21 protein-coding genes, 1 pseudogene and 1 other annotated feature are annotated in these 21,043 nt (G+C 41.0%); of the genes and pseudogenes, 19 read left to right on the top strand and 3 right to left on the bottom strand.

The window, feature by feature from the left end; all coding sequences use genetic code 11:
- The first annotated feature begins 10 nt into the window (after nt 1–10).
- The 8 genes from ACE198_RS07310 (at nt 11) to pheA (ending at nt 6,099) form a co-directional block, all read left to right on the top strand.
- Nucleotides 11–1,474: an Rne/Rng family ribonuclease gene (locus ACE198_RS07310; protein WP_375375096.1), complete on the top strand. Its 1,464-nt coding sequence runs from the start codon at nt 11–13 to the stop codon at nt 1,472–1,474.
- 69 nt (nt 1,475–1,543) lie between these two features.
- Nucleotides 1,544–1,625, top strand: a sequence feature (ribosomal protein L21 leader region).
- A 13-nt stretch (nt 1,626–1,638) separates the two neighbouring features.
- The gene (gene rplU, locus ACE198_RS07305) at nt 1,639–1,947 is read left to right on the top strand and encodes a 50S ribosomal protein L21 (RefSeq protein ID WP_026563440.1); all 309 of its coding nucleotides are present in this window, start codon (nt 1,639–1,641) and stop codon (nt 1,945–1,947) included.
- A gap of 15 nt (nt 1,948–1,962) precedes the next feature.
- Nucleotides 1,963–2,307 carry a ribosomal-processing cysteine protease Prp gene (locus ACE198_RS07300; RefSeq protein ID WP_098575628.1) on the top strand — a complete coding sequence of 115 codons (345 nt, stop codon included), beginning with the start codon at nt 1,963–1,965 and terminating at the stop codon, nt 2,305–2,307.
- Complete coding sequence (rpmA, locus tag ACE198_RS07295; protein WP_026563442.1) at nt 2,308–2,601, top strand: 50S ribosomal protein L27; 294 nt, start codon at nt 2,308–2,310, stop codon at nt 2,599–2,601.
- A gap of 207 nt (nt 2,602–2,808) precedes the next feature.
- Nucleotides 2,809–3,360, top strand: a complete 552-nt coding sequence (locus tag ACE198_RS07290) for a Spo0B C-terminal domain-containing protein (protein ID WP_375375095.1) — start codon at nt 2,809–2,811, stop codon at nt 3,358–3,360.
- Nucleotides 3,361–3,410: 50 nt separating this feature from the next.
- Nucleotides 3,411–4,706, top strand: a complete 1,296-nt coding sequence (obgE, locus tag ACE198_RS07285; RefSeq protein WP_375375094.1) for a GTPase ObgE — start codon at nt 3,411–3,413, stop codon at nt 4,704–4,706.
- Between the two features lie 40 nt (nt 4,707–4,746).
- Nucleotides 4,747–5,187: an ACT domain-containing protein gene (locus tag ACE198_RS07280; RefSeq protein ID WP_098575625.1), complete on the top strand. Its 441-nt coding sequence runs from the start codon at nt 4,747–4,749 to the stop codon at nt 5,185–5,187.
- 57 nt (nt 5,188–5,244) lie between these two features.
- A complete protein-coding gene (gene pheA / locus ACE198_RS07275; RefSeq protein ID WP_375375093.1) occupies nt 5,245–6,099 on the top strand; it encodes a prephenate dehydratase in 855 nt (284 codons plus the stop codon).
- Between the two features lie 136 nt (nt 6,100–6,235).
- Here pheA and ACE198_RS07270 read toward each other — a convergent pair whose 3' ends face one another.
- From ACE198_RS07270 to ACE198_RS07260, 3 genes are all read right to left on the bottom strand, one after another.
- Nucleotides 6,236–7,708, bottom strand: a complete 1,473-nt coding sequence (locus ACE198_RS07270; protein WP_375375092.1) for an IS1182 family transposase — start codon at nt 7,706–7,708, stop codon at nt 6,236–6,238.
- A 133-nt stretch (nt 7,709–7,841) separates the two neighbouring features.
- Nucleotides 7,842–8,381, bottom strand: a complete 540-nt coding sequence (locus tag ACE198_RS07265) for a transcription repressor NadR (RefSeq protein ID WP_375375091.1) — start codon at nt 8,379–8,381, stop codon at nt 7,842–7,844.
- A 55-nt stretch (nt 8,382–8,436) separates the two neighbouring features.
- On the bottom strand, nt 8,437–9,588 hold the full coding sequence (locus tag ACE198_RS07260) for an IscS subfamily cysteine desulfurase (protein WP_375375090.1): 1,152 nt from the start codon (nt 9,586–9,588) through the stop codon (nt 8,437–8,439).
- A 125-nt stretch (nt 9,589–9,713) separates the two neighbouring features.
- Between ACE198_RS07260 and nadB the strand changes: the two genes are divergently transcribed.
- The 11 genes and pseudogenes from nadB (at nt 9,714) to queA (ending at nt 21,042) form a co-directional block, all read left to right on the top strand.
- On the top strand, nt 9,714–11,297 hold the full coding sequence (gene nadB / locus ACE198_RS07255) for an L-aspartate oxidase (RefSeq protein WP_251457556.1): 1,584 nt from the start codon (nt 9,714–9,716) through the stop codon (nt 11,295–11,297).
- A complete protein-coding gene (gene nadC, locus ACE198_RS07250; RefSeq protein ID WP_375375089.1) occupies nt 11,266–12,114 on the top strand; it encodes a carboxylating nicotinate-nucleotide diphosphorylase in 849 nt (282 codons plus the stop codon). The genes nadB and nadC overlap by 32 nt, the downstream gene beginning before the upstream one ends.
- 1 nt (nt 12,115) lies before the next feature.
- A complete protein-coding gene (gene nadA / locus ACE198_RS07245) occupies nt 12,116–13,210 on the top strand; it encodes a quinolinate synthase NadA (RefSeq protein WP_375375088.1) in 1,095 nt (364 codons plus the stop codon).
- A gap of 173 nt (nt 13,211–13,383) precedes the next feature.
- Nucleotides 13,384–13,470: pseudogene (locus ACE198_RS07240) on the top strand (LysM peptidoglycan-binding domain-containing protein); the annotation flags it as partial.
- A 1,954-nt stretch (nt 13,471–15,424) separates the two neighbouring features.
- Nucleotides 15,425–16,414: a phosphotransferase gene (locus ACE198_RS07235; protein ID WP_251457547.1), complete on the top strand. Its 990-nt coding sequence runs from the start codon at nt 15,425–15,427 to the stop codon at nt 16,412–16,414.
- A 105-nt stretch (nt 16,415–16,519) separates the two neighbouring features.
- Nucleotides 16,520–17,215 (top strand): YhcN/YlaJ family sporulation lipoprotein, encoded by a 696-nt coding sequence (locus tag ACE198_RS07230; RefSeq protein ID WP_375375087.1) that lies wholly within the window; start codon nt 16,520–16,522, stop codon nt 17,213–17,215.
- Nucleotides 17,216–17,345: 130 nt separating this feature from the next.
- Entirely contained in the window at nt 17,346–17,900 is a 555-nt protein-coding gene (locus ACE198_RS07225) for an intercompartmental signaling factor BofC (protein ID WP_098575615.1), read from the top strand.
- Between the two features lie 82 nt (nt 17,901–17,982).
- Nucleotides 17,983–18,264 carry a hypothetical protein gene (locus tag ACE198_RS07220; protein ID WP_375375086.1) on the top strand — a complete coding sequence of 94 codons (282 nt, stop codon included), beginning with the start codon at nt 17,983–17,985 and terminating at the stop codon, nt 18,262–18,264.
- Nucleotides 18,265–18,356: 92 nt separating this feature from the next.
- Complete coding sequence (ruvA, locus tag ACE198_RS07215) at nt 18,357–18,968, top strand: Holliday junction branch migration protein RuvA (RefSeq protein WP_251457649.1); 612 nt, start codon at nt 18,357–18,359, stop codon at nt 18,966–18,968.
- A gap of 10 nt (nt 18,969–18,978) precedes the next feature.
- Nucleotides 18,979–19,980: a Holliday junction branch migration DNA helicase RuvB gene (gene ruvB, locus ACE198_RS07210; protein WP_251457538.1), complete on the top strand. Its 1,002-nt coding sequence runs from the start codon at nt 18,979–18,981 to the stop codon at nt 19,978–19,980.
- Between the two features lie 33 nt (nt 19,981–20,013).
- Nucleotides 20,014–21,042 (top strand): tRNA preQ1(34) S-adenosylmethionine ribosyltransferase-isomerase QueA, encoded by a 1,029-nt coding sequence (gene queA, locus ACE198_RS07205; protein WP_251457535.1) that lies wholly within the window; start codon nt 20,014–20,016, stop codon nt 21,040–21,042.
- Nucleotide 21,043: the final 1 nt, after the last annotated feature.

Raw genomic sequence — 21,043 nt, 5'->3', positions numbered from 1 at the left:
GGTCGCTTGTTTGGAAACATTAATAGTTAACTACAACTCACGGGAAAAGCGATTGGCTTATATAAAGGATAACCGTGTGGAAAATATCGTCTTTGACCGGCCAGAACATCAATCACTGGTCGGTAATATTTATTTTGGGACAGTGACGAAAGTATTGCCCGGCATGAATGCAGTGTTCATAGATATTGGCGAGGAGAAAAATGCGTATTTACACCGGGATGTTCTTCCTTCATATCTCCAATCCACTGATAAACAAAAAAACGTCAGCTCGTTCGTCCATCAAGGGGAAAAAATGCTTGTTCAAGTCGACAAGGATGCAACCGGCACGAAAGGTGCTCGAGTAACGGGGATTGTTGAAATCTCAGGGACAAACCTTATTTACATGCCAAAGGGTCGGTATGTCGCCGTTTCAAAAAAAATTGCTGATGACAAACAGCAAGCAACCCTACGGCGAATTGGCAGTCACTTAAAAACAGACGAAGAAGGGATGATTTTTCGAACCTCCTCCCTTTCAAGTACCGAAGAAGAAATACACACTGAACTAACCAATCTGCGCGAACAATATCAACAACTGCTACAGAAAACAACAGGATTAAAAAAGCCAGGGATTGTTTTTCAAAAAGATACTTTCATCGAAATGATTTTGGATAAGGTAGGGAAAATGTCAGACGGAGAGGTAATCGTCGATGACTTATCACTAAAGAAGCTGGCTGAGAAGCAGAATCAGCGGGTTAAACATAGTTACTACAGCGGTAAAGAGAATATATTTTCAGTACATAAGATCGAGCAAGAAATTGATAAAGCTCTCAAACGAATGGTCTGGCTTGATCAAGGCGCCTACCTGATTTTTGATGAAACGGAAGCACTGACGATTATTGATGTGAACACAGGTAAATTTTCCGGGAAGACGGATTATCAGGAAACCGTGTTAAAAACGAACCAGTTGGCTGCGAAGGAAGTCGTGCGTCAGCTGCGTCTGCGCGATATTGGCGGAATCGTCCTCATCGATTTTATCGATATGAAACGAGAAAAGGACAAGCAGGCTATTTATGCACTTATCGAATCGGAATTAGCCAAAGATCAAAAAAGAACAAAAATCATTGGCTTTACGCCGTTAGGAATTCTTCAACTAACACGAAAGAAAACGAAGGTTACTCTATCAGAGGCACTCGAGGTGAAGTGTCCAGTTTGTGATGGGACCGGCCGGATTCTCAGTCCAGAAACGGTAGGCTTTCGACTTGAACGAGAGCTATTAGAGCACCGCTATTCTGAATTTGAAGCTGTCCTGGTGGAAACGACCGCTGAAGTGAAAGAACAGCTGCTAGGGCCAAATGAAGCCTACAGGGAAGCATTAGAAGAGCTCTTACATCTAAAGTTATTTTTCTCCATTCAGTCGTCTGACCGCCATTATTATGTGATAAAACAGTTTGGCAATGAAAATGAGATTGCTTCAAAAGGATTGGATGATAAATGATCTTTCTAAAATTCTATTGACACTTTTGCCTAGAATATGTTAGGATTTTAATGTTATGTTTGTAGCGCACCCGTGCTACAACCGCACAGAACAGGTCTTAAGTCTTTAACTAAGTTTAAAGCGCCTGTGTATGGCGAGTCTGAGTTTATAAGGAGGTGCAGTTCATGTACGCAATTATCGAAACTGGCGGTAAGCAATTGAAAGTTGAAGAAGGCCAAGCTATCTACATCGAAAAATTAGATGTTGAAGCTGGTGAAACAGTTACTTTTGACAAGGTTCTTTTCGTTGGCGGTGAAAACGTAAAAGTAGGTTCTCCTGTTGTTGCAGGTGCTACAGTTACAGCTAAAGTTGAAAAACAAGGCCGTCAAAAGAAAATCATTGTTTTCAAGTACAAGGCGAAGAAAAACAACCGTAAGAAGCAAGGTCATCGTCAACCTTACACTAAAGTAGTCATCGAAAAAATCAACGCGTAAGGTGTTGGATCATAGATGATTAACATTACGATTTATCGTACTGAGTCCGGAACGATTCATTCATTCGAAATGAGCGGACATGCATTGTTTGCAGATCGTGGGAAAGACATTGTTTGTGCAGGCGTATCAGCCGTATCTGTTGGTGCGATTAATGCGGTCCATGAACTAACTGGTGTCACTCCTGATCTGGAACATCGAGCAGATGGTTTTCTCCGCTGTGTGATTCCGGAAGGTCTTCCAGAAAACACGCAAGAGAAAGTGCAAATTCTTCTCGAAGGGATGGCTGTTTCATTACGGGCGATTGAAGAAGAATACGGAAAGCACATAAAGATTACCTTCAAAAAGCAGGAGGTGGAATAAATGTTATTAAAATTAGATCTTCAGTTGTTTGCATCTAAAAAGGGTGTAGGTTCTACAAAAAACGGACGTGACTCTATCGCAAAGCGCCTTGGTGCTAAGCGTGCAGACGGACAATTCGTAACTGGTGGTTCAATCCTTTACCGTCAACGCGGTACAAAGATTTACCCAGGTGAAAACGTTGGCCGTGGAGGCGACGATACTCTTTTTGCAAAAGTTGACGGCGTTGTAAAATTTGAACGTGTCGGCCGTGATCGCAAAAAAGTGAGCGTTTATCCAGTAGCTCAAGAAGCTTAAGGATTCTTTGAAAACTCTAACCTGATTGGTTAGAGTTTTCTTTTTTCCAGCGAATTTTTCCTTCCATATTATACTTCGGGAAACGCTACGTAGATGCTTCTTTTTGCCTCTAAATAACTTTCATCACAAAATAAGCTTACTCATGGTTCATTTTTTGATATACTATCAGCAAACTAGTGTTGTGACACTTAATGTGGGAGTGTACGTATGGAGAAAGATTGGGATATTGTTGAAGTGTTGCGGCATGCTCGGCATGATTGGTTAAATAGGCTTCAATTAATAAAGGGGAACTTGGATTTAAATCGAATCGACCGGGCAAAAGAGGTCATCGATGAAATCATTATCGAAACGCAGCACGAGTCAAAACTTTCGAATTTGAAAATGCCTTTGTTTGCCTCACTCTTGTTAAAATCGAATTGGGAGAATCCTTCCTTTAAACTTGAATATGAAGTCCTTCATGATCAGAAAGTAGATCAAATCAATGAGGAGCTTTTGACAAAGTGGACATCCCATTTATTTACATGTTTAAATGAGACGATCGAAGCCTTTCAGGAAAATCATTTATCCGTAACAATAGACCCGGAATCAAAGGGGATTCGTTTCTTTTTTGATTTTAGCGGGATAATAATAAAAAGCGAAGTAATCACTGAATTCCTATCCAAACCATTTAGTCTACTCGACATCGTGGTCAAGGACTTATCAGAAAGTGAATTCGCATTAGAAGTATATATACCCTTTCAAAAAAGTAGGAAAAGTTAAGACGCTTTTCGTGACATTTTTTGATTTGAATTGCAGACTGGAGGAATAAGATGTTTGTTGATCAAACGAAGATTTATGTAAAAGGCGGAGACGGCGGTAACGGAATGGTCGCGTTCCGTAAAGAAAAATATATACCCAAAGGCGGTCCAGCAGGTGGGGATGGCGGGAAAGGTGCCAATGTTGTTTTTGAAGTAAATGAAGGCTTGCGCACATTAATGGATTTCCGTTATCAGCGTCATTTTAAAGCACCACGCGGGGAGCATGGCATGTCCAAAAACCAGCACGGAGCCGGTGCAAAGGATATGATTGTCAAGGTCCCGCCTGGAACAGTGGTGATTGATGCCGAGACGAAAGAAGTGATTGCAGATTTAGTTGAAAATGGACAACAAGCAATTATTGCCAGAGGCGGCCGTGGCGGGCGCGGAAATTCACGATTTGCCACCCCGGCTAACCCTGCGCCGGAGCTTTCTGAAAATGGAGAACCAGGTCAAGAGCGGGAAGTAATCCTTGAATTAAAACTGCTTGCTGATGTGGGTCTTGTTGGATTTCCTAGCGTAGGGAAGTCAACGCTTTTATCCGTTGTATCATCGGCAAAACCGAAAATTGCGGAGTATCATTTTACAACGATTGTTCCGAATCTTGGGATGGTCGAGACAGAAGATGGGCGCAGTTTTGTCATGGCGGACCTTCCGGGTTTGATTGAAGGGGCTAGTGAAGGTATAGGCTTAGGTCATCAATTCTTGCGTCATATTGAACGGACAAGGGTAATTGTTCATGTCATTGATATGTCTGCGATGGAAGGCAGGGACCCATTCGAGGACTTCCAGACCATCAATCGTGAATTAAGTGAATATAATTTGCGCTTGACTGAGCGTCCGCAAATTATTGTCGCCAATAAAATGGATATGCCGGAAGCCGAGGAAAATTTGAAAAAGTTTAAAGAACAGCTCGATGAGGATTATCCGATTTTCCCAATTTCAGCCGTAACTAGAAAAGGTCTTCGTGAATTATTGTATGCTGTTGCTGATAAGATTGAGGAAACACCTGAATTTCCACTTGAGCATAATGAAGAAGATGAAACAACGGGTGTGCACCGTGTTCTTTATAAGCATGAGGCAGAACCAGAAGCATTTAAAATTACAAGAGAACCGAATGGCACATTTGTCGTATCTGGTGAAAAGACAGATAAGCTCTTTAAGATGACAGACTTCTCGAGAGAAGAATCTGTTCGCCGTTTTGCACGTCAACTTCGTGGTCTCGGTGTAGATGAGGCCTTGAGGGAAAGAGGAGCAAAAGACGGGGATATTGTGAAATTAATGGAGTTTGAATTTGAGTTTATTGAGTAGAAGAGAACGTGTCCTAAAGAGAGTAAGGTAGAGTGATAAAATGGATAAAAAATTTTACTTAGTACGTGAAGATGTTTTGCCGGAAGCCATGAAAAAAACAATAGATGTGAAGGAAATGCTGGAAAGAGGGAAGTCAGAATCCATTGCGGAAGCTGTTCAAAAAGCAGATTTAAGCAGAAGTGCCTTTTATAAATACAGAGATACTGTTTTTCCGTTTTCAACCATAAAAAAAGAAAAGATTATCACGCTTTTCTTTCATTTGGAAGATCGCTCAGGTACGCTGTCACACTTGCTCAGTGTTGTTGCAAACTCAGGCTGCAATATTGTCACCCTTCACCAGACGATTCCGTTGCAAAGCAGAGCAAATGTAACACTCTCATTAAACACTTCAAACATCACGATGGAAATAGATAAGTTACTTGAGGAGCTTAGGAAACTCGAATTTGTAGAGAAGGTAGAAGTGCTGGGAACAGGTGTGTAGGACAATCTACCACCGGCTCTCAGCTCTCTTTTTATAAAATAAGGAGTGGGGAAAACAGTGAAAGTTGGATACTTAGGACCAAAAGCTACATTCACAGAATTAGCTGTAAAAAAGGTATTTCAAGAATATGAACTTGAGCCCTATCAAACAATTCCTGCAAGCATGGATGCCATAGTTGATAAAGAAGTAGACTTGGCTGTTGTTCCAATTGAAAATGCGCTAGAAGGCTCAGTGAACATTACACTCGATTATTTAACACAAGAAGTCCAAATACCCATTATTGGTGAAATCACCTTGCCGATCAAGCAGCATTTGATGGTACATCCAGATAATCAGGAAAATTGGCAGGATATCAGCAGGGTGTATAGTCACTCCCATGCTATTGCCCAATGTCATAAATTTTTACATACCCATTTAAAAGGTGTCCCATTCGAAAGCGTCTCATCAACAGCGGCAGCAGCATTAATGGTAATGGAACACCCTGATTTGAAAATTGCAGCGATTGCCAATGAACTCGCCGCAAAGGAATACGGGTTATCGATTGTAAAAAGAAATGTCCACGATTTTGATTATAACCATACGCGATTTGTTGTTCTTTCCGAGAAAGAACTTGATTTTCAGAAGATTAGTGAATCAACCCATTATAAAACAACGCTGATGGTTACACTTCCATCAGACCAGGCTGGAGCTCTTCATCAGGTATTATCTGCCTTTGCTTGGAGAAAATTGAATTTATCAAAGATTGAATCAAGACCCATGAAAACTGGGATTGGCAATTACTTTTTCATTATTGATCTCGAGATGAAATTGGATGATGTATTGATTCCCGGAGCAATAGCAGAAATAGAAGCATTAGGCTGCGGTGTTACATTACTTGGCAGTTATCCATCTGTTTTGGTGAGTTTAGACTAAACAAAAAGGGACCCGATTTGAGGCCACTGCAATAAGGGTAAAAAACTTCTTTGTTATTATTAAAAAAGCGCCTAAATTTATGTCTTACATAAATCTAGGCGCTTTTTTCGATAAAATTGAGATTTCACCCCTTCTTTTACTGAGAAAAGGCATCCTTAAGCTTTATCATCCTTTTAACATTTACAACAAAGGCAGTTAAAAATGCCTGTATTCGCATACCAAATTGACCACGGTATTTTGCCCTGGTCATCCGGTGTGCATTCTTCAATTCAGCGTTTTTATGCTCAATAATGGATCGAACTCCTTTTCTTTGAAGATATTCATCAGATTCTAGATAAGCCATTTGTTGTTTATGCTCTTCAGATTTAATACTAATAGAATATGTTTTTTCTTTCGTATTGTTATAGCATCCTTCTCTTAAAGGACATTGTTTACAAATGTCAGTATCAAAGTAAAAGGTAAGGCATGGATTATTAGCTGTCCCTGTTCTTCCAGTTTTAGCTTTTCTAATACTCATATGCCCGGCAGGGCATATAACCTCATCATTTTCTTTGTCATATTGAAATTTATCTTCTTCGCGTGTTCCATACACAGCTGGACTTAAGGGTATAGAAGCTTTTATCTCTTCTGATTGGAGAAAGGTTAAATTGTCCTTTCTAGAATATGCTGTATCTGCAAGTACTTCATCAATCGATATTTGTAGTTCTGTTGATTTGTTCACCAAGGTTTGTAGCTGTTTTCCATCGTCTTCATTTCCAGGGGTTACATGAATTGCTGTGATAATTTCTTCTTCCGTCATAGCTATGTGGTTTTTATATCCATAAAAAGTTCTCGACTTAGATTTTCTTCCAAAACGTGCATCAGGGTCAACGGCAGATGCAATCCCTTTATGAGATAAAAGTCTCTCATCTTCAATAATTTGCTTTACGATGTTTATTTTATCAAGCAAGCTACCTTCGGCATCAGGAAGTTTTTCTTCTAGTAGATCCTTTAGCTCAGCTAAATATTGCAAAAGTTGTATCGCTTTTTCTTTATCTGTTCCCTCTAATTTTGGATATGTGGGAATCATTTTATAAAGATTGGAATACTGTTTCTTCAACCCTTTTAATAGACGGTTTGCTGCTTTTTTCAGAACATCTAACGGCTTATCCTTAGCTGCATTAGCTAGAGTATGAGTTGAATCAATTATCAGAGCCTGGGACTGAATTAATCCATTTTCTACACATTGTTTTACAATATGCTCTAAAACCCTTTCAACACGGTTGGCTCCAAGTCTATGTACACGGAATCGGCTTAATTGTGAAGAATCTGGCAAGGAATCCTCTGGATTTAATCCTAAGAACCACTTATATGCTAAATTGTATTGCGAATCCTCAATCACTCTTTCATCCGATAAATTGTACAGAAATTGAAGAAAAAGGAGACGGAACAACAATTCAGGCTCATTAGCAGGTCTACCGTAATATACACAATACGAATCTTTAACCAAATCATTAATAAAGGAAAAGTCTACCACTTCATGAACTCGTCTTAAAATATGATCCGCTGGCACAAAAGAATATAGTTCTGAATGAAAGGAAAGGCTTGATTGATTATGATTAAGTAACATTACATAAACTCCAATACAGGTAATTAATTTATCTTTATTTTAACAAAAAAACGCCCCGAAGGGCGTTTCTTGTAAAAAATGTAAGTGTTTTGCAGTGTCCTCGATTTTAGGGTCCTTTTTTTGTGAGGTTTTACTATGATTCAATTAGGAAGCCTTCTGCTTTTAATGCTTTTTCTGCTTCATCTAAGACTTGGATGCTAGATGCTGAAATCGTATGAAGGTGGATTCCCTCGGTTAGTTCAGATAGCAGGGCTGCTCTGGTCTTTTGTAAGTTTGCCATGAATTGTTTCACCTCTTGGCGATTAGAAACCATAATTGAGGCCGTCAAATCTCCATAAACCTTGTGTTCAATTTTGACATCCTTCACTAATACTCCATGGTCAACGAGCAAATTTAGTTCTTTTTCGGTGTCATCAGGTGAATGTCTGCAGGCGATTGTTCGTTCAAAGGAATAATTGCTAGTGTTTTGCTTTAAATAAATATACCCTTGGCTCGTTGCAATAATGGGTTCATTCTTTGCTTTAAGGAGTGTGATATCTCCGACAATCACTTGTCTGCTTACATTCGTTTGATTGGCCAATTCACTTCCTGTCACCGGGACAGGACTGTCTTTTAGTAGCTGTAAAATGAAGGACCTCCTTTCTTCTCCCAATATTTTTTTTTGCTCAACCATATAATTCCTCCTATTTTCTATTGCTGTTTCCCTATTTTAGCATAGTTTAAATTTTTTATATAACCGCAGCTGCCTCGAAGGCATGAACGATATTCACGATCCTCTCACCCAGTTCTACCACATCTTCCAAGCGCGTTGATTGACCGAAAGAAATACGGATAAATTCTTTTGCTTCGTCAGAGGTTAAACCTAGGGCTTGAGCCACTTTTGCGGGGGATTGCCTGCCGACTTGACAGGCACTGCCGGTTGAAATGGCAAATCCATGCCGATTGCATTCAAGCATCATCCATTGACCCTGAATACCAGAAATTCGGAGCCCGATGATATTGGCGAGCTGCTGAGAGGCATCGGCTGCTTGATATATTTTCACCTTTTCTTCAATCGGCTCAAGTGTTTTAATAAAAGCTTTCCGCAGTAATTCATATCTATTTAAATCCTCTGGCAATTTTGTAGTTATTTTCTGGGCAGCAACTGTCATCGCGGCAATGGCAGGAACATTTAAAGTGCCTGGACGAAATCCGCGTTCATGAGAACTGCCTGGAAAAAAAGGCTCCCATTTAAGCTGAGGATCGACGTATACTCCACCAATGCCTTTTGGGCCATAGATTTTATGACCTGAAAAAGTAAAACTGCTGACAAGTGGTGCTAGTCTTTTTATATCTATTTTTCCAAACGACTGAACAAAATCACTGTGGAAAAGGATTACGTTGTCCTTGCAAATCTTGGCAAGTTTATCGATTGGCTGGATGGTGCCAATTTCAGAATTCACATGCTGCAGGGTGAGTAAAATAGTTTCTCGCTTAATTGAATGGACCAACTGTTCTTGATCAATCAGGCCGTTTTCATTAAGCGGAAGCAGGGTGATTTCATATCCCGCTTCCTTTAATCTAGTTAGGACTCCATGGATGGATGAATGCTCCGCCATGCCTGCGATGATATGTTTCCCCTCTTTTTTAGTGGAGGACAATAATGCCTCGATTGCTAAAAAATTCCCTTCTGTCCCCCCACTTGTAAAGAACAGCCCATTTTTATCAATTCCCATTAAATTGGCCAATTCTTCGCGGCAGTTTTCAAGTAAGGCAGCTGATTGTCCACCTATATCGTGGAGACTGCTGGAGTTTCCAAAGTATTCTGTTGCCACTTTTACATATACCTCAGCTGCTTCTGTGTCTAGTGGTGTGGACGCAGCATAGTCAAAATATTTCATGATTCTTCTCCCATTCTTCTTATTTTAGGACGGGGTGTTTCTACTTTTCTATAAAAATACTTGTTTTTAGTTTAATTCTATGTAAATATATATGTCAAGACACCTGTTATGTCAGGAGGGTCAACATGACAAATGATGACGTATTAATAATTGGAAGTGGAATAGCCGCCATGCAGCTGGCTGTTCAGTTAGCTAGCCATTTAAATGTGAGGATACTCACAAAGGAAAAATTACGAACGGCCAATTCGTATCTTGCTCAAGGCGGGATTGCGGCTGCCCTGGGGAATAATGACCATCCCTCTAAGCACGTGGTCGATACACTTGAAGCGGGAAGATTTCACAACAATCGAGATGTGGTTCAGGAAATTATTACTGCGGCGCCGGAACTGATTAAGAATATGGCACGCGATGGCGAGATTTTTGATAAAAATCAACAGGGTGAATTGTTTCTTGGGATGGAAGGGGCACACAGTGAAAAGCGAATAGTTCATGGCGGCGGTGATGCCACTGGTAAAAACGTCATGGAGTATCTGATTACTGTGCTCAAGCAAAAGCGAAATATCACTGTCGAAGAAAATGTCTTCGCCTATGAATTACTCTTAAATAACGAACAAAACCGATGTATTGGTGTTAAAGCAAAAACTTCTAAAAGATCCATCCATTATTTTTATGGTCAGCATGTCATTATCGCAACGGGGGGCTGTGGTCAGCTATATACTTACACTTCTAACGCCAAAACCGTCAGTGGTGATGGGATTGCCATGGCTTATTTAGCCGGTGCGGACATCGTTGATATGGAATTTAACCAATTTCATCCCACACTTTTATATATAAACGGTGAAACAAAGGGCTTAGTTTCTGAAGCTGTCAGGGGAGAGGGGGCCATTCTTGTTACAGAAGATGGGACCCGCATTATGGAGGGCGTTCACCCCTTAAAAGATCTCGGGCCGAGACATATCGTCTCTCAACGAATATATGAATACTTGAAAAAAGGAAAGCAGATCTATTTGGATATAAGTTCCATTGAAGAATTTAGGAAACGATTTCCTTCGATTACATCCCTTTGTGAGGACAACGGGATCCGGATTGAAGATGGGAAAATCCCTGTAGCTCCAGGCAGCCACTTTTTAATGGGCGGAATTAAAACCGATTTAATCGGAAGATCTTCTCTAAATGGACTATATGCAATTGGCGAAGCCTCCTGTACAGGTTTACACGGTGCGAATAGACTTGCAAGTAATTCCTTGTTAGAGGGATTATTTCAGGGGAAACAGTTATCGAAGTGGATAAATGAAGGATGGCAAGGTTCCCAAATAGAATCAAAACTTCCTGATTGTCATCCTAAAAAAGAGAAAGCAATACATTTACCGCATGTCCAACAAATTAAGGATTCAATGATGGAACAGGTGGGAATTGTTCGTAATGAAGGGAATTTAAAGAAACAGCAAGCCTGGTTACAGCAATTCAGGGCCGAAACGATCCATTTGGATACCTGTACAACGCAACAGATAACAAAGATTTTTATGCTGGTCACTGCCAAGCTAATGACAGATGCAGCTCTAGAACGGACAGAAAGCCGGGGAGGGCACTTTCGAAGTGATTGCCCGAAAGAAGATAATCACCATTGGTTAAGAAAATCAATCATTCATAACTTGAAACAAGGAAGGGAAAAGTCCAATGAACACATTGAAACTGCGCTCGCAACTTGAGAAGTTTTTTATAGAGGATATCGGGGAACAGGATATTACCACTGATTTAATCTTTGCAGAGGAAACAAATGGAGAAATTGTTTTTCTTGCAAAAGATCAAGGGATTTTTTGTGGAGAGGAAATTATTAAGACAGGCTTCCAGTTGCTAAATAACGAAATTTCCACGCATGTGTTTGTGAAGGAAGGCCAAGCAATTAACTATGGTGATAAATTAGCCCAAGTTTCTGGGAAAATAGCTAATTTATTAAAAGGAGAAAGAGTGATCCTGAATCTAGTCCAACGTATGAGCGGGATTGCCACACTCACACGAAAAACGGTCGATACCCTGGATAGCGGCCATACGAAAATATGTGACACTCGGAAAACTACTCCTGGCCTTCGCATGCTTGAAAAGTATGCCGTTCGCTGTGGTGGCGGCTATAATCACCGCTTCGGTTTATATGATGGGGTCATGATCAAGGATAACCATATCTCTTTTGCTGGTTCCATCTCGAATGCGGTAGAAGCGGTTCGAAAAAAGGCGGGTCATATGGTGAAAGTGGAAGTCGAAGTGGAAACGGAAGCTCAGGTGCTGGAAGCGGTAAATGCAGGGGCAGATGTAATCATGTTTGATAACCGAACCCCCGATGAAATTAAAGAATTCATTCAATTGGTTCCATCGACGATTATTACTGAGGCCTCTGGCGGAATCCAATTGGCTAATATTGCTGATTATCGTGACACGGGTGTCGATTATATTTCCCTCGGGTACTTAACTCATTCTTATAAAGCACTAGATATCAGTGTAAAAGTGCAATGGAATAAAGGAGACGAGTAACATGAATCTACTAGCCGCTTTACAAAAAAATATGATTCCTGAGAAATACAAACAAATGTCGAGAGAAGAACTAGAAAATCGGGTCATCGAGGTCAAAAAGGAACTAGGTTCTCGTCTTTATATCCCTTGTCATCATTATCAAAAAGATGAGGTGGTCCAGTTTGCTGATGCCACCGGTGATTCTTTACAACTAGCACAATTATCAGCAAAAAACACTGACGCTGAATTTATTGTGTTCTGTGGTGTACATTTTATGGCAGAGACAGCGGATATTTTGACGAATCAAAACCAAAAGGTAATTCTGCCTGATATGCGCGCAGGCTGTTCGATGGCTGATATGGCTGATCTTCAGCAGACTGAAAGAGCTTGGGAAAAGCTTCAGGAACTCTTTGGTGATACGATTCTTCCATTAACTTATGTTAACTCAACAGCAGCCATTAAATCGTTTGTTGGTGCACATGGCGGGGCAACGGTTACTTCTTCTAATGCCGAGACGATGGTTAAGTGGGCATTTGAAATGAAGGAACGAATTTTATTCTTACCGGATCAGCATCTTGGCCGAAATACAGCCGTCGAACTAGGGGTAGGATTAGATGAAATGGCAGTCTGGAACCCAATTACAAATGAACTGGAGTTTGAAGGTGACACGTCAGAAATTAAGGTCATCCTCTGGAAAGGTCATTGTTCGGTTCATGAAAATTTTACGGTACAAAATGTGATTGATACTCGCTATAAATATCCTAAGATGAAAATCATTGTTCATCCGGAATGCCGCCGCGAAGTAGTAGAATTAGCAGATATGGCAGGCTCAACGAGTTATATTATTAAGGCCATTGAAACCGCGGAGCCTGGAACGGCATGGGCAATCGGTACAGAAATGAACCTTGTCAATCGCTTAATTCAAAACCATCCGGATAAAAATATCATTTCGTTAAATCCGCATATGTGTCCATGTTTAACGATGAATAGAATTGACCTGCCTCATTTGGTATGGAGCCTTGATACACTTGAGGAGACAAATAATATCATTCAGGTTAGTCCTGAGGTTGCGGAAAATGCAAAATTGGCTCTGGAGCGGATGCTGATAAATTCATAGTAAGAGATAAAAAGATGCAATTTTTCCTGATTGCATCTTTTTATATTTCATGAATTCATCAGGCGGGATTCATATTCTTTTGAAAAATAGCATAAGTTTTTGTGAAGAAGGATAGCACTTTGCCCATTTTCACATAGACTATATGGACTTATGCCATAGGAGGGGAAATCAGAGTGAAGATCCATATCGTACAGAAAGGGGATACTCTTTGGAAGATTGCCAAGAAGTACGGAGTGAATTTTGAAGAGCTGAAAAAGTTGAATTCACAGCTCAGCAACCCTGATATGATTATGCCCGGTATGAAAATAAAGGTCCCAACTTCAGGTGGAACAATAAAGAAAGAAGCACCAATGGGAACTAAACCCGGTACAAAAATCACTTTAGGAATGAAGAATGAACAGCCGCTTGCTGAGCAGCCGTTAGTCAAAGAGAAACCCATAAAAGAAGCACCAATCAAAGCAATGCCGATTAAGGAAGCACCAATTAAAGAAGCACCAATCAAGGAGGCGCCAATTAAGGAGGCTCCAATCAAGGAAGCACCAAAAGCACCATATACTCCAAAAATGCCCCTACAAATCGTCCCAGAAATAGATATTAACAATTATTACATGATGAACATGCAAAATATGACAGTACAACAACCACAATTGCCGCCTAAACCTGCCAATATCCTGCCTGAGATCAAAGAAGTACCAAAGAAAGAGATGCCGATTAAAGAAATGCCAATTAAGGAAATGCCAATCAAAGAAAAACCAATCAAAGAGATGCCAATAAAAGAAGCACCAATCAAAGAAATGCCAATCAAAGAAACACCTGTTGTTCCTGCACCGCCACCAGTAATGGAAGCACCTGAACAGGTAGCACCGCAACAGGATTATTGTGTTCCAGTTACTCCAATCATGCCGGGGCCAGGATTCTGTCCTCCATTTGGTGGATTCCCGATGCCAGTACAGCCATACATGCCTTACCCACAAGGGCAAGGTGGGGCGATTCCAACACCGCCGGTAATGCCAAGTGGGTTCCCGGGCAATCCCGGGGCAGCGCCAACTGTTGCTGGAACATCGTTTGTTGCACCGCAATTCGATGATGAATCATCCTTTATGCCGCAATTGCCTGTTATGAATCCTGCCTATAATCCGGGGGCAGTAATGGGTGCTCAATCACACCAGGCGCCAATGGGTTACCCTTATGATCCATCCGCATTCGGTCAATCACCACAAGGATTTGGTCAGCAAATGCCAGGAGGCTTCGATCAAATGCCACAAGGATTTAGTCAGCAAATGCCAGGAGGCTTCGATCAAATGCCACAAGGATTTGGTCAGCAAATGCCAGGAGGCTTCGATCAAATGCCACAAGGATTTGGTCAGCAAATGCCAGGAGGTTTCGATCAAATGCCACAAGGATTTGGTCAGCAAATGCCAGGAGGCTTCGATCAAATGCCACAAGGATTTGGTCAGCAAATGCCAGGAGGCTTCGATCAAATGCCACAAGGATTTGGTCAGCAAATGCCAGGAGGCTTCGGCCAAATGCCACAAGGATTTGGTCAGCAAATGCCAGGAGGCTTTGGACAAATGCCACAAGGATTTGGCCAACAAATGCCAGGAGGCTTCGATCAAATGCCACAAGGATTTGGCCAGCAAATGCCAGGAGGCTTTGGTCAAATGCCAACAGGTTTCCCAATGGAAAGTCCTTCAGGATTTGGAATGCCACAAAATCCAGCTGTCTTTGCACCAACTCAGGTAATGCCAGGAAGCATGTTTGGAAATCCTGCTATGGGAAATACGTATGGAATGGGTGTACCTTATGGACAAATGCCATTCGGCTACCCGCAAATGAGTGGTCCAATGGGCGTACCACCTCATTTCCAATCACCAGAAATGGCTGGCCATGGTTCGTTCATGCAGGCACCACAAGGTTTTCCAGCAGGAGCTGGAGGTGATTGCGGCTGTGGAGGGGCACCAGTAGGAATGCCAGCGGGAATGCAGGCACCGATGGCGATGCCGCAGCTAGCACCAATGCAGCAGCGGGAAGCTATGCAACAACGGGAACCAATACAACAGCAAGAACCGATGGCACCAAACTTTGAGCCGCCAACCCCGCCAATTTACAGCGCACCATATACAGGGCCAGTTAATGCAGCACAGCCTCCGTATATGAATCCATATGGTATGGGGCCGATCGGAACAAGTCCTTATGGGATGCCAGGTTACCAAGATGAGAGCCTTTAATATACCAAATCAAAAAAAGGGAGACGATGATTATTTTGATCGTCTCCTCTCTTATTTTCAATCCCAGTTCCTTGAACGAATCGTTCAAATGGTTCCGATTCGAAAATCTGTTATTTATTTAAGAACAGATAAAAATACTTACGTCCTAAAAGGGTATCATACCAATAATAGGCTAAGACTCCAAGAAGCCTTTACAACCACCCTAAAAAAAGAAGGATTTACAAAGACCTATTTATTTTTAACTTCCCCAATGAGAGATCAGCTTTTTTTTGAAGGAACCTACTTTGGATGTATGGAGTACATTCCTCCAAATAAATCGGTATTTTCGTTCCAGTCGCATAAAAATCGTCAAGAAGGAATTGAGTTATTAGAACAATATCACCACACCACGGCATCGTTTGAAGCACGCTATCGAACTTTACTTCCAAAAGGTCATCTTATCGAAAAATGGTCGGAGCGACTAAATGTTTTTTCCAATAATCTTCCCTATCTTGGTTATTTTATCAATGAGCCAGTGATTACAGAAATGCTTGCTTGGGCTGACTGGTCACTAGAAGGGATGGAAAATAATCGGAGCTTCTTTCAAACGGAACCTTCTCTCATTCTCCATGGGGATGTAGCCCATCATAATTTCTTAAGGGATACAGGCGGACAATTAAATCTTATTGATTTTGATTTAATCAGCATTGGTCCTGCTTCCTTTGATTATTTACAATATGCGAATAGGATTTTACCTTATCTTGATTGGTCATTCGAAAAACTTTCTAGTCTTAAACAAATAAAGAAATACTTACACGAGGCCGCTTTTTTATATGCATTAGCCTATCCAGCAGATATCTTTCGGGAATGGAATCGAATGATTCGTGAAAAATCATATATGGACCATATGAAATATAAACAAGTAATGGACTTAACAATCAGTCAATTTTATGCTAGGAAAAAATTTATTGATCGTTTAATGGAGTTAGTGGATTAACCAGAGCTGGAATTTTCCGTCTGAATGAAATCCCCTCAAAAATAACACCCTAATAATGAGCATGGGTTTCACATGCTCAGGATGTTAATGGAGGGGGTTTTTCGCTTGAATAAGAAACAGTGGATGATTCCTCTTTCAGCCACATTAATGTTGGGACTGGCTGGATGTGCGAATAATGATAATCGTGCAGGGGTTAACGATAACAATAAAAATTCTTTAAATCCGGTCGGATATTATTCCAATGAAAACCACCCAAACTCAGATAATAATCTTTTTAGAGATGACGACGGGGCAATTACGGAAATGATGGATCATTCTCTAGGGGATGAGGACCAAGTTACGAATGAAAATAGAAGAAGGCAGCTTCAAACCAAGGATGGAAATGGGAATCTAAAGAATCCAACCAAACCTTTAGCTTCCAATGACCGTAATTTTTTCCAACGAGATAATCGCTTTAGTACGAGTGATATGAATTATCACGGTCATTTAAATGTAAACACCAGAAATACTGGTGTGAAAACCGACCCTGACTTTCAAAATAATATTACGAATAAAATCAGGAACAAAGTAGGTGCAGTTCCGAATGTACAGGACGTTCGATCCGTTGCCTATGGAAATTCGATTATTGTTTCCGTGCATTTAAATAACCATGGCAAAGCTGCTGCTACCAAAAGAGCGATTCAGAAAGCAGTACAGCCATACGCAAACGGAAGAACAGTAAAGGTCATCATTGACGAGGGAACCCTTGGACGCGATCGTAACTTTTATAATGATAGTCAACAGGAAAAAGGCGGAAGATAATCCTTACGGGGTGAGGGTAAAGCTATTTAGCTTTACCCTTTTTAACATGTTATGGAGGATAAAAAGGCAAAATAAGGCTAAACTATTACTGTATAGAATGTTTAATTTTTAACAATAAGAGGTGAGTAGCATGAGGTATCATTGGATGGCATGGTGTAGGTATATGTTCGCCGGATTCGCTGTTCTTCTCTTCATGTTTATTTTTAATGCCAACGAAATGACCATTATTGGCTCGGCCGCTCCCATGGATAAACCTCAGAAAGAGGAAAAAGCTGAACCTCTAACTATGAAGGTTATTTTGGAAAGGGTATATTTGGATGGGGAAATAAGTCAAGAAGTGGTCAATGAGACATGCTGGTCCTTGGAGAACTTTTGGGCTAAGTATGACCAATGGCAGTTGATTGACATTGACGGATCGACATTTGTTTTTCAAAAACAAGTCAATGACATATCCCCCTTGCTAAAAGCAAATGGCTTTTTTGGAATTACTGAAGAGGGTGTTTTGAGTATTTTTAATGGAAAACCTGATCAATTAAAAATTATCCAATCATTTTTTCAAATAGACATTAAGAGGCTCGAGAGCACAAAGCAAGAGGAATTAATTCAAGGCATTCCAATCAAAAATAAGAATCGATATGTAGAAGTATTAGAGACATTTAAGCCATATTCTTTAAAAAATGAATAGAAAAATCTATTAATCAGACTGATGCCGCCCTTTCAGCCTGGTTTTTTTTCGAAAATAGAGGTCAATTAGGGTGTTTCAGAGGTTGAATGAGCGAATTCCGATGATTAATGAGCGAATCCCGTACTTTAATAAGCGAATTCCGTACTTTAATGAGCGAATCCAATTTCTTTCAGGGAATTCCAAGTATCTATCAGTGAATCTCAAATTTCTATCAGCGAATTTCAAGCAATTATCAGCGAATATCCAGTATCTATCAGTGAATTCCAAGCATCTATCGGCGAATATTGCACTTCTATCAGCGAATCGAATAATTCCCCTCCTTGCGAAGCCGAACTCCGAAAGCCGAACTCCGAATTCCGAATAGTTCGATGTTTCTCCCAATAGTTATTTTCTATAACTTACTCAAAATTGTATGGTAGAATGAAATACAGTGTAAAACTAGGGGAGAGAATGCAAGTGTACGAATTTATTAAAGGGACCGTCGACTTTGTCGGGCCAGAATATATAGTGATCGAAAACAACGGAATCGGCTACCAAATCGCAACGCCCAATCCGTTTATCTATGCGGGTAAAATGGAAACAATGGTAACCGTATATACCTATCATTATGTTCGTGAGGATATCAATGCACTCTACGGCTTTGAAACTAGAGAAGAGAAAAAACTTTTTACAAAATTATTAAATGTCTCAGGAATCGGTCCAAAAGGGGCACTAGCCATCCTTGCGTCAGGTGAAGTGCAGCAGGTGGTTACAGCTGTTGAAAATGAAGATGAAAGCTTCCTCGTCAAATTCCCGGGAGTTGGCAAAAAAACAGCCCGTCAAATGATCCTAGACCTAAAAGGAAAATTACAGGACATTGTTCCAGACTACTTCCCTAACTTATTTAATGCTGACCAACTTGAGCTGCAAACACAAAAGGGAAATTCAAATTTAGAAGAAGCCATTCTTGCCTTGAAAGCATTAGGTTATTCCGAGAAAGAAATCAAAAAGATAACGCCTGAGCTAAGAAAAGAACAAATGTCTACGGACCAATACATTAAAAAAGCCCTGCAGCGGCTTTTAAAATAGGTGATGATTCATGGAAGATCGGATTTTATCTAGTGAAGTTAACGAGAGCGAGATGAGCATAGAACAGAGCCTTAGGCCGCAAGTTCTCAGTCAATATATAGGGCAAGATCAAGTAAAGGAAAACCTCGATATTTATATAAAGGCTGCAAAAATGCGGAAGGAAACATTAGACCATGTCCTTCTCTATGGGCCGCCCGGATTAGGGAAGACAACACTTGCCGTGATTATCGCCAATGAAATGGGCGTAAATATCCGGACCACTTCAGGACCAGCCATAGAAAGACCCGGTGATTTAGCAGCGATTCTTACGGCTCTTGAACCTGGAGATGTATTATTTATTGATGAAATCCATCGCTTGCAACGGACGATCGAAGAAGTGCTTTATCCAGCGATGGAGGATTTTTGTCTTGATATTGTCATTGGCAAAGGACCAAGCGCGAGGTCTGTCCGCCTGGATCTCCCACCGTTTACTCTGGTTGGTGCGACAACGAGGGCTGGCTCCTTATCAGCCCCATTACGCGACCGGTTTGGAGTTTTAAGTCGACTCGAGTATTATAAAGAAGACCAATTGAAAAATATTGTCCTGCGAACAGCGGAAGTGTTTGGAACTGAAATCGATGACCTTTCAGCAGCAGAAATTGCTCGGAGATCACGGGGGACCCCGAGGATTGCGAACCGTCTCCTCCGCCGGGTGAGAGATTTTGCCCAAGTAAGAGGGGATGGAACGATTGATCTAGCTCTTGCAGGGGAAGCACTTGAACTGCTTCAAGTCGATAAACTAGGATTAGACCATATCGACCATAAACTGCTGAAGGGCATTATCGAAAGATTCCGCGGTGGTCCCGTCGGTTTGGATACAATTGCGGCTTCGATTGGAGAAGAATCTGAAACTATCGAAGATGTTTATGAACCATATTTATTACAAATTGGCTTTTTACAAAGAACTCCACGCGGCAGGGTGGTAACCTCGCTGGTCTATCAGCATTTTGGGATGGATATGCCTGCCAATTGATTGATTATAAAAAAAAGATTAGGGTGTCATATTATGAAAGTAGATTTATTTGATTTTCATTTACCGGAGGAATTAATTGCGCAGGTGCCGTTGCACAATCGGACCGACAGCCGTTTAATGGTCCTTGATAAACAATCCGGAGATATAAAGCATGAAGTATTTAAAGATGTGATTGAATATTTGCGTGAAGGAGATTGCCTTGTCTTAAACGATACAAAGGTACTTCCTGCACGTCTTTTTGGTGTCAAACAAGATACAGGCGCCAAAATTGAAGTTTTACTCTTGAAGCAGCTAGAAGGAGACAGTTGGGAAACACTTGTCAAGCCTGCAAAAAGAGTAAAAGAAGGAACCGAAATCGAATTCGGCAATGGATTACTTAAAGCCGTTTGCACTGGAACCTCGGACCATGGCGGGCGTGTCTTAGAATTCAAATATGAGGGCATATTTTATGAGGTTCTCGACCAATTAGGAGAAATGCCGCTCCCACCATACATAAAAGAGCAGCTAGAGGACCGGGATCGATATCAAACTGTGTATGCGCGTGAACCTGGTTCAGCCGCAGCGCCAACAGCAGGTCTTCATTTCACCGACAGCTTATTGGAGGAAATTAAAGCAAAAGGTGTCCATATTGCCTTTATTACCCTCCATGTCGGACTGGGGACTTTCCGTCCTGTGAGTGTAGATGATGTATTAGAGCACGATATGCATTCTGAATTTTATATAATGACAGAGGGGACAGCCCGGCTGCTAAATGAGGTTAGAAGTAATGGGGGCAGAATCATTTCAGTAGGGACAACCTCCACTCGTACCCTTGAAACCATTGCCTCGGCAAATGATGGACAATTTATAGAAGGAAGCGGCTGGACAAGTATATTTATTTATCCCGGCTATGAATTTAAAGCCATTGATGGAATGATTACGAACTTTCACTTGCCAAAATCAACTCTGATTATGCTTGTCAGTGCGTTAGCAGGCAGAGAACATGTGTTACATGCCTATCAAACGGCTGTAGCTGAGCGGTATCGTTTTTTTAGTTTTGGTGATGCAATGTTGATCATCTAAG

The sequence above is a fragment of the Neobacillus sp. KR4-4 genome (genome assembly GCF_042136325.1).
Classification (GTDB): Bacteria; Bacillota; Bacilli; order Bacillales; family Cytobacillaceae; genus Neobacillus.
The sequence above is the reverse complement of the archived record's forward strand: the minus strand, read 5'-3'. Positions and strand labels throughout refer to the sequence as shown.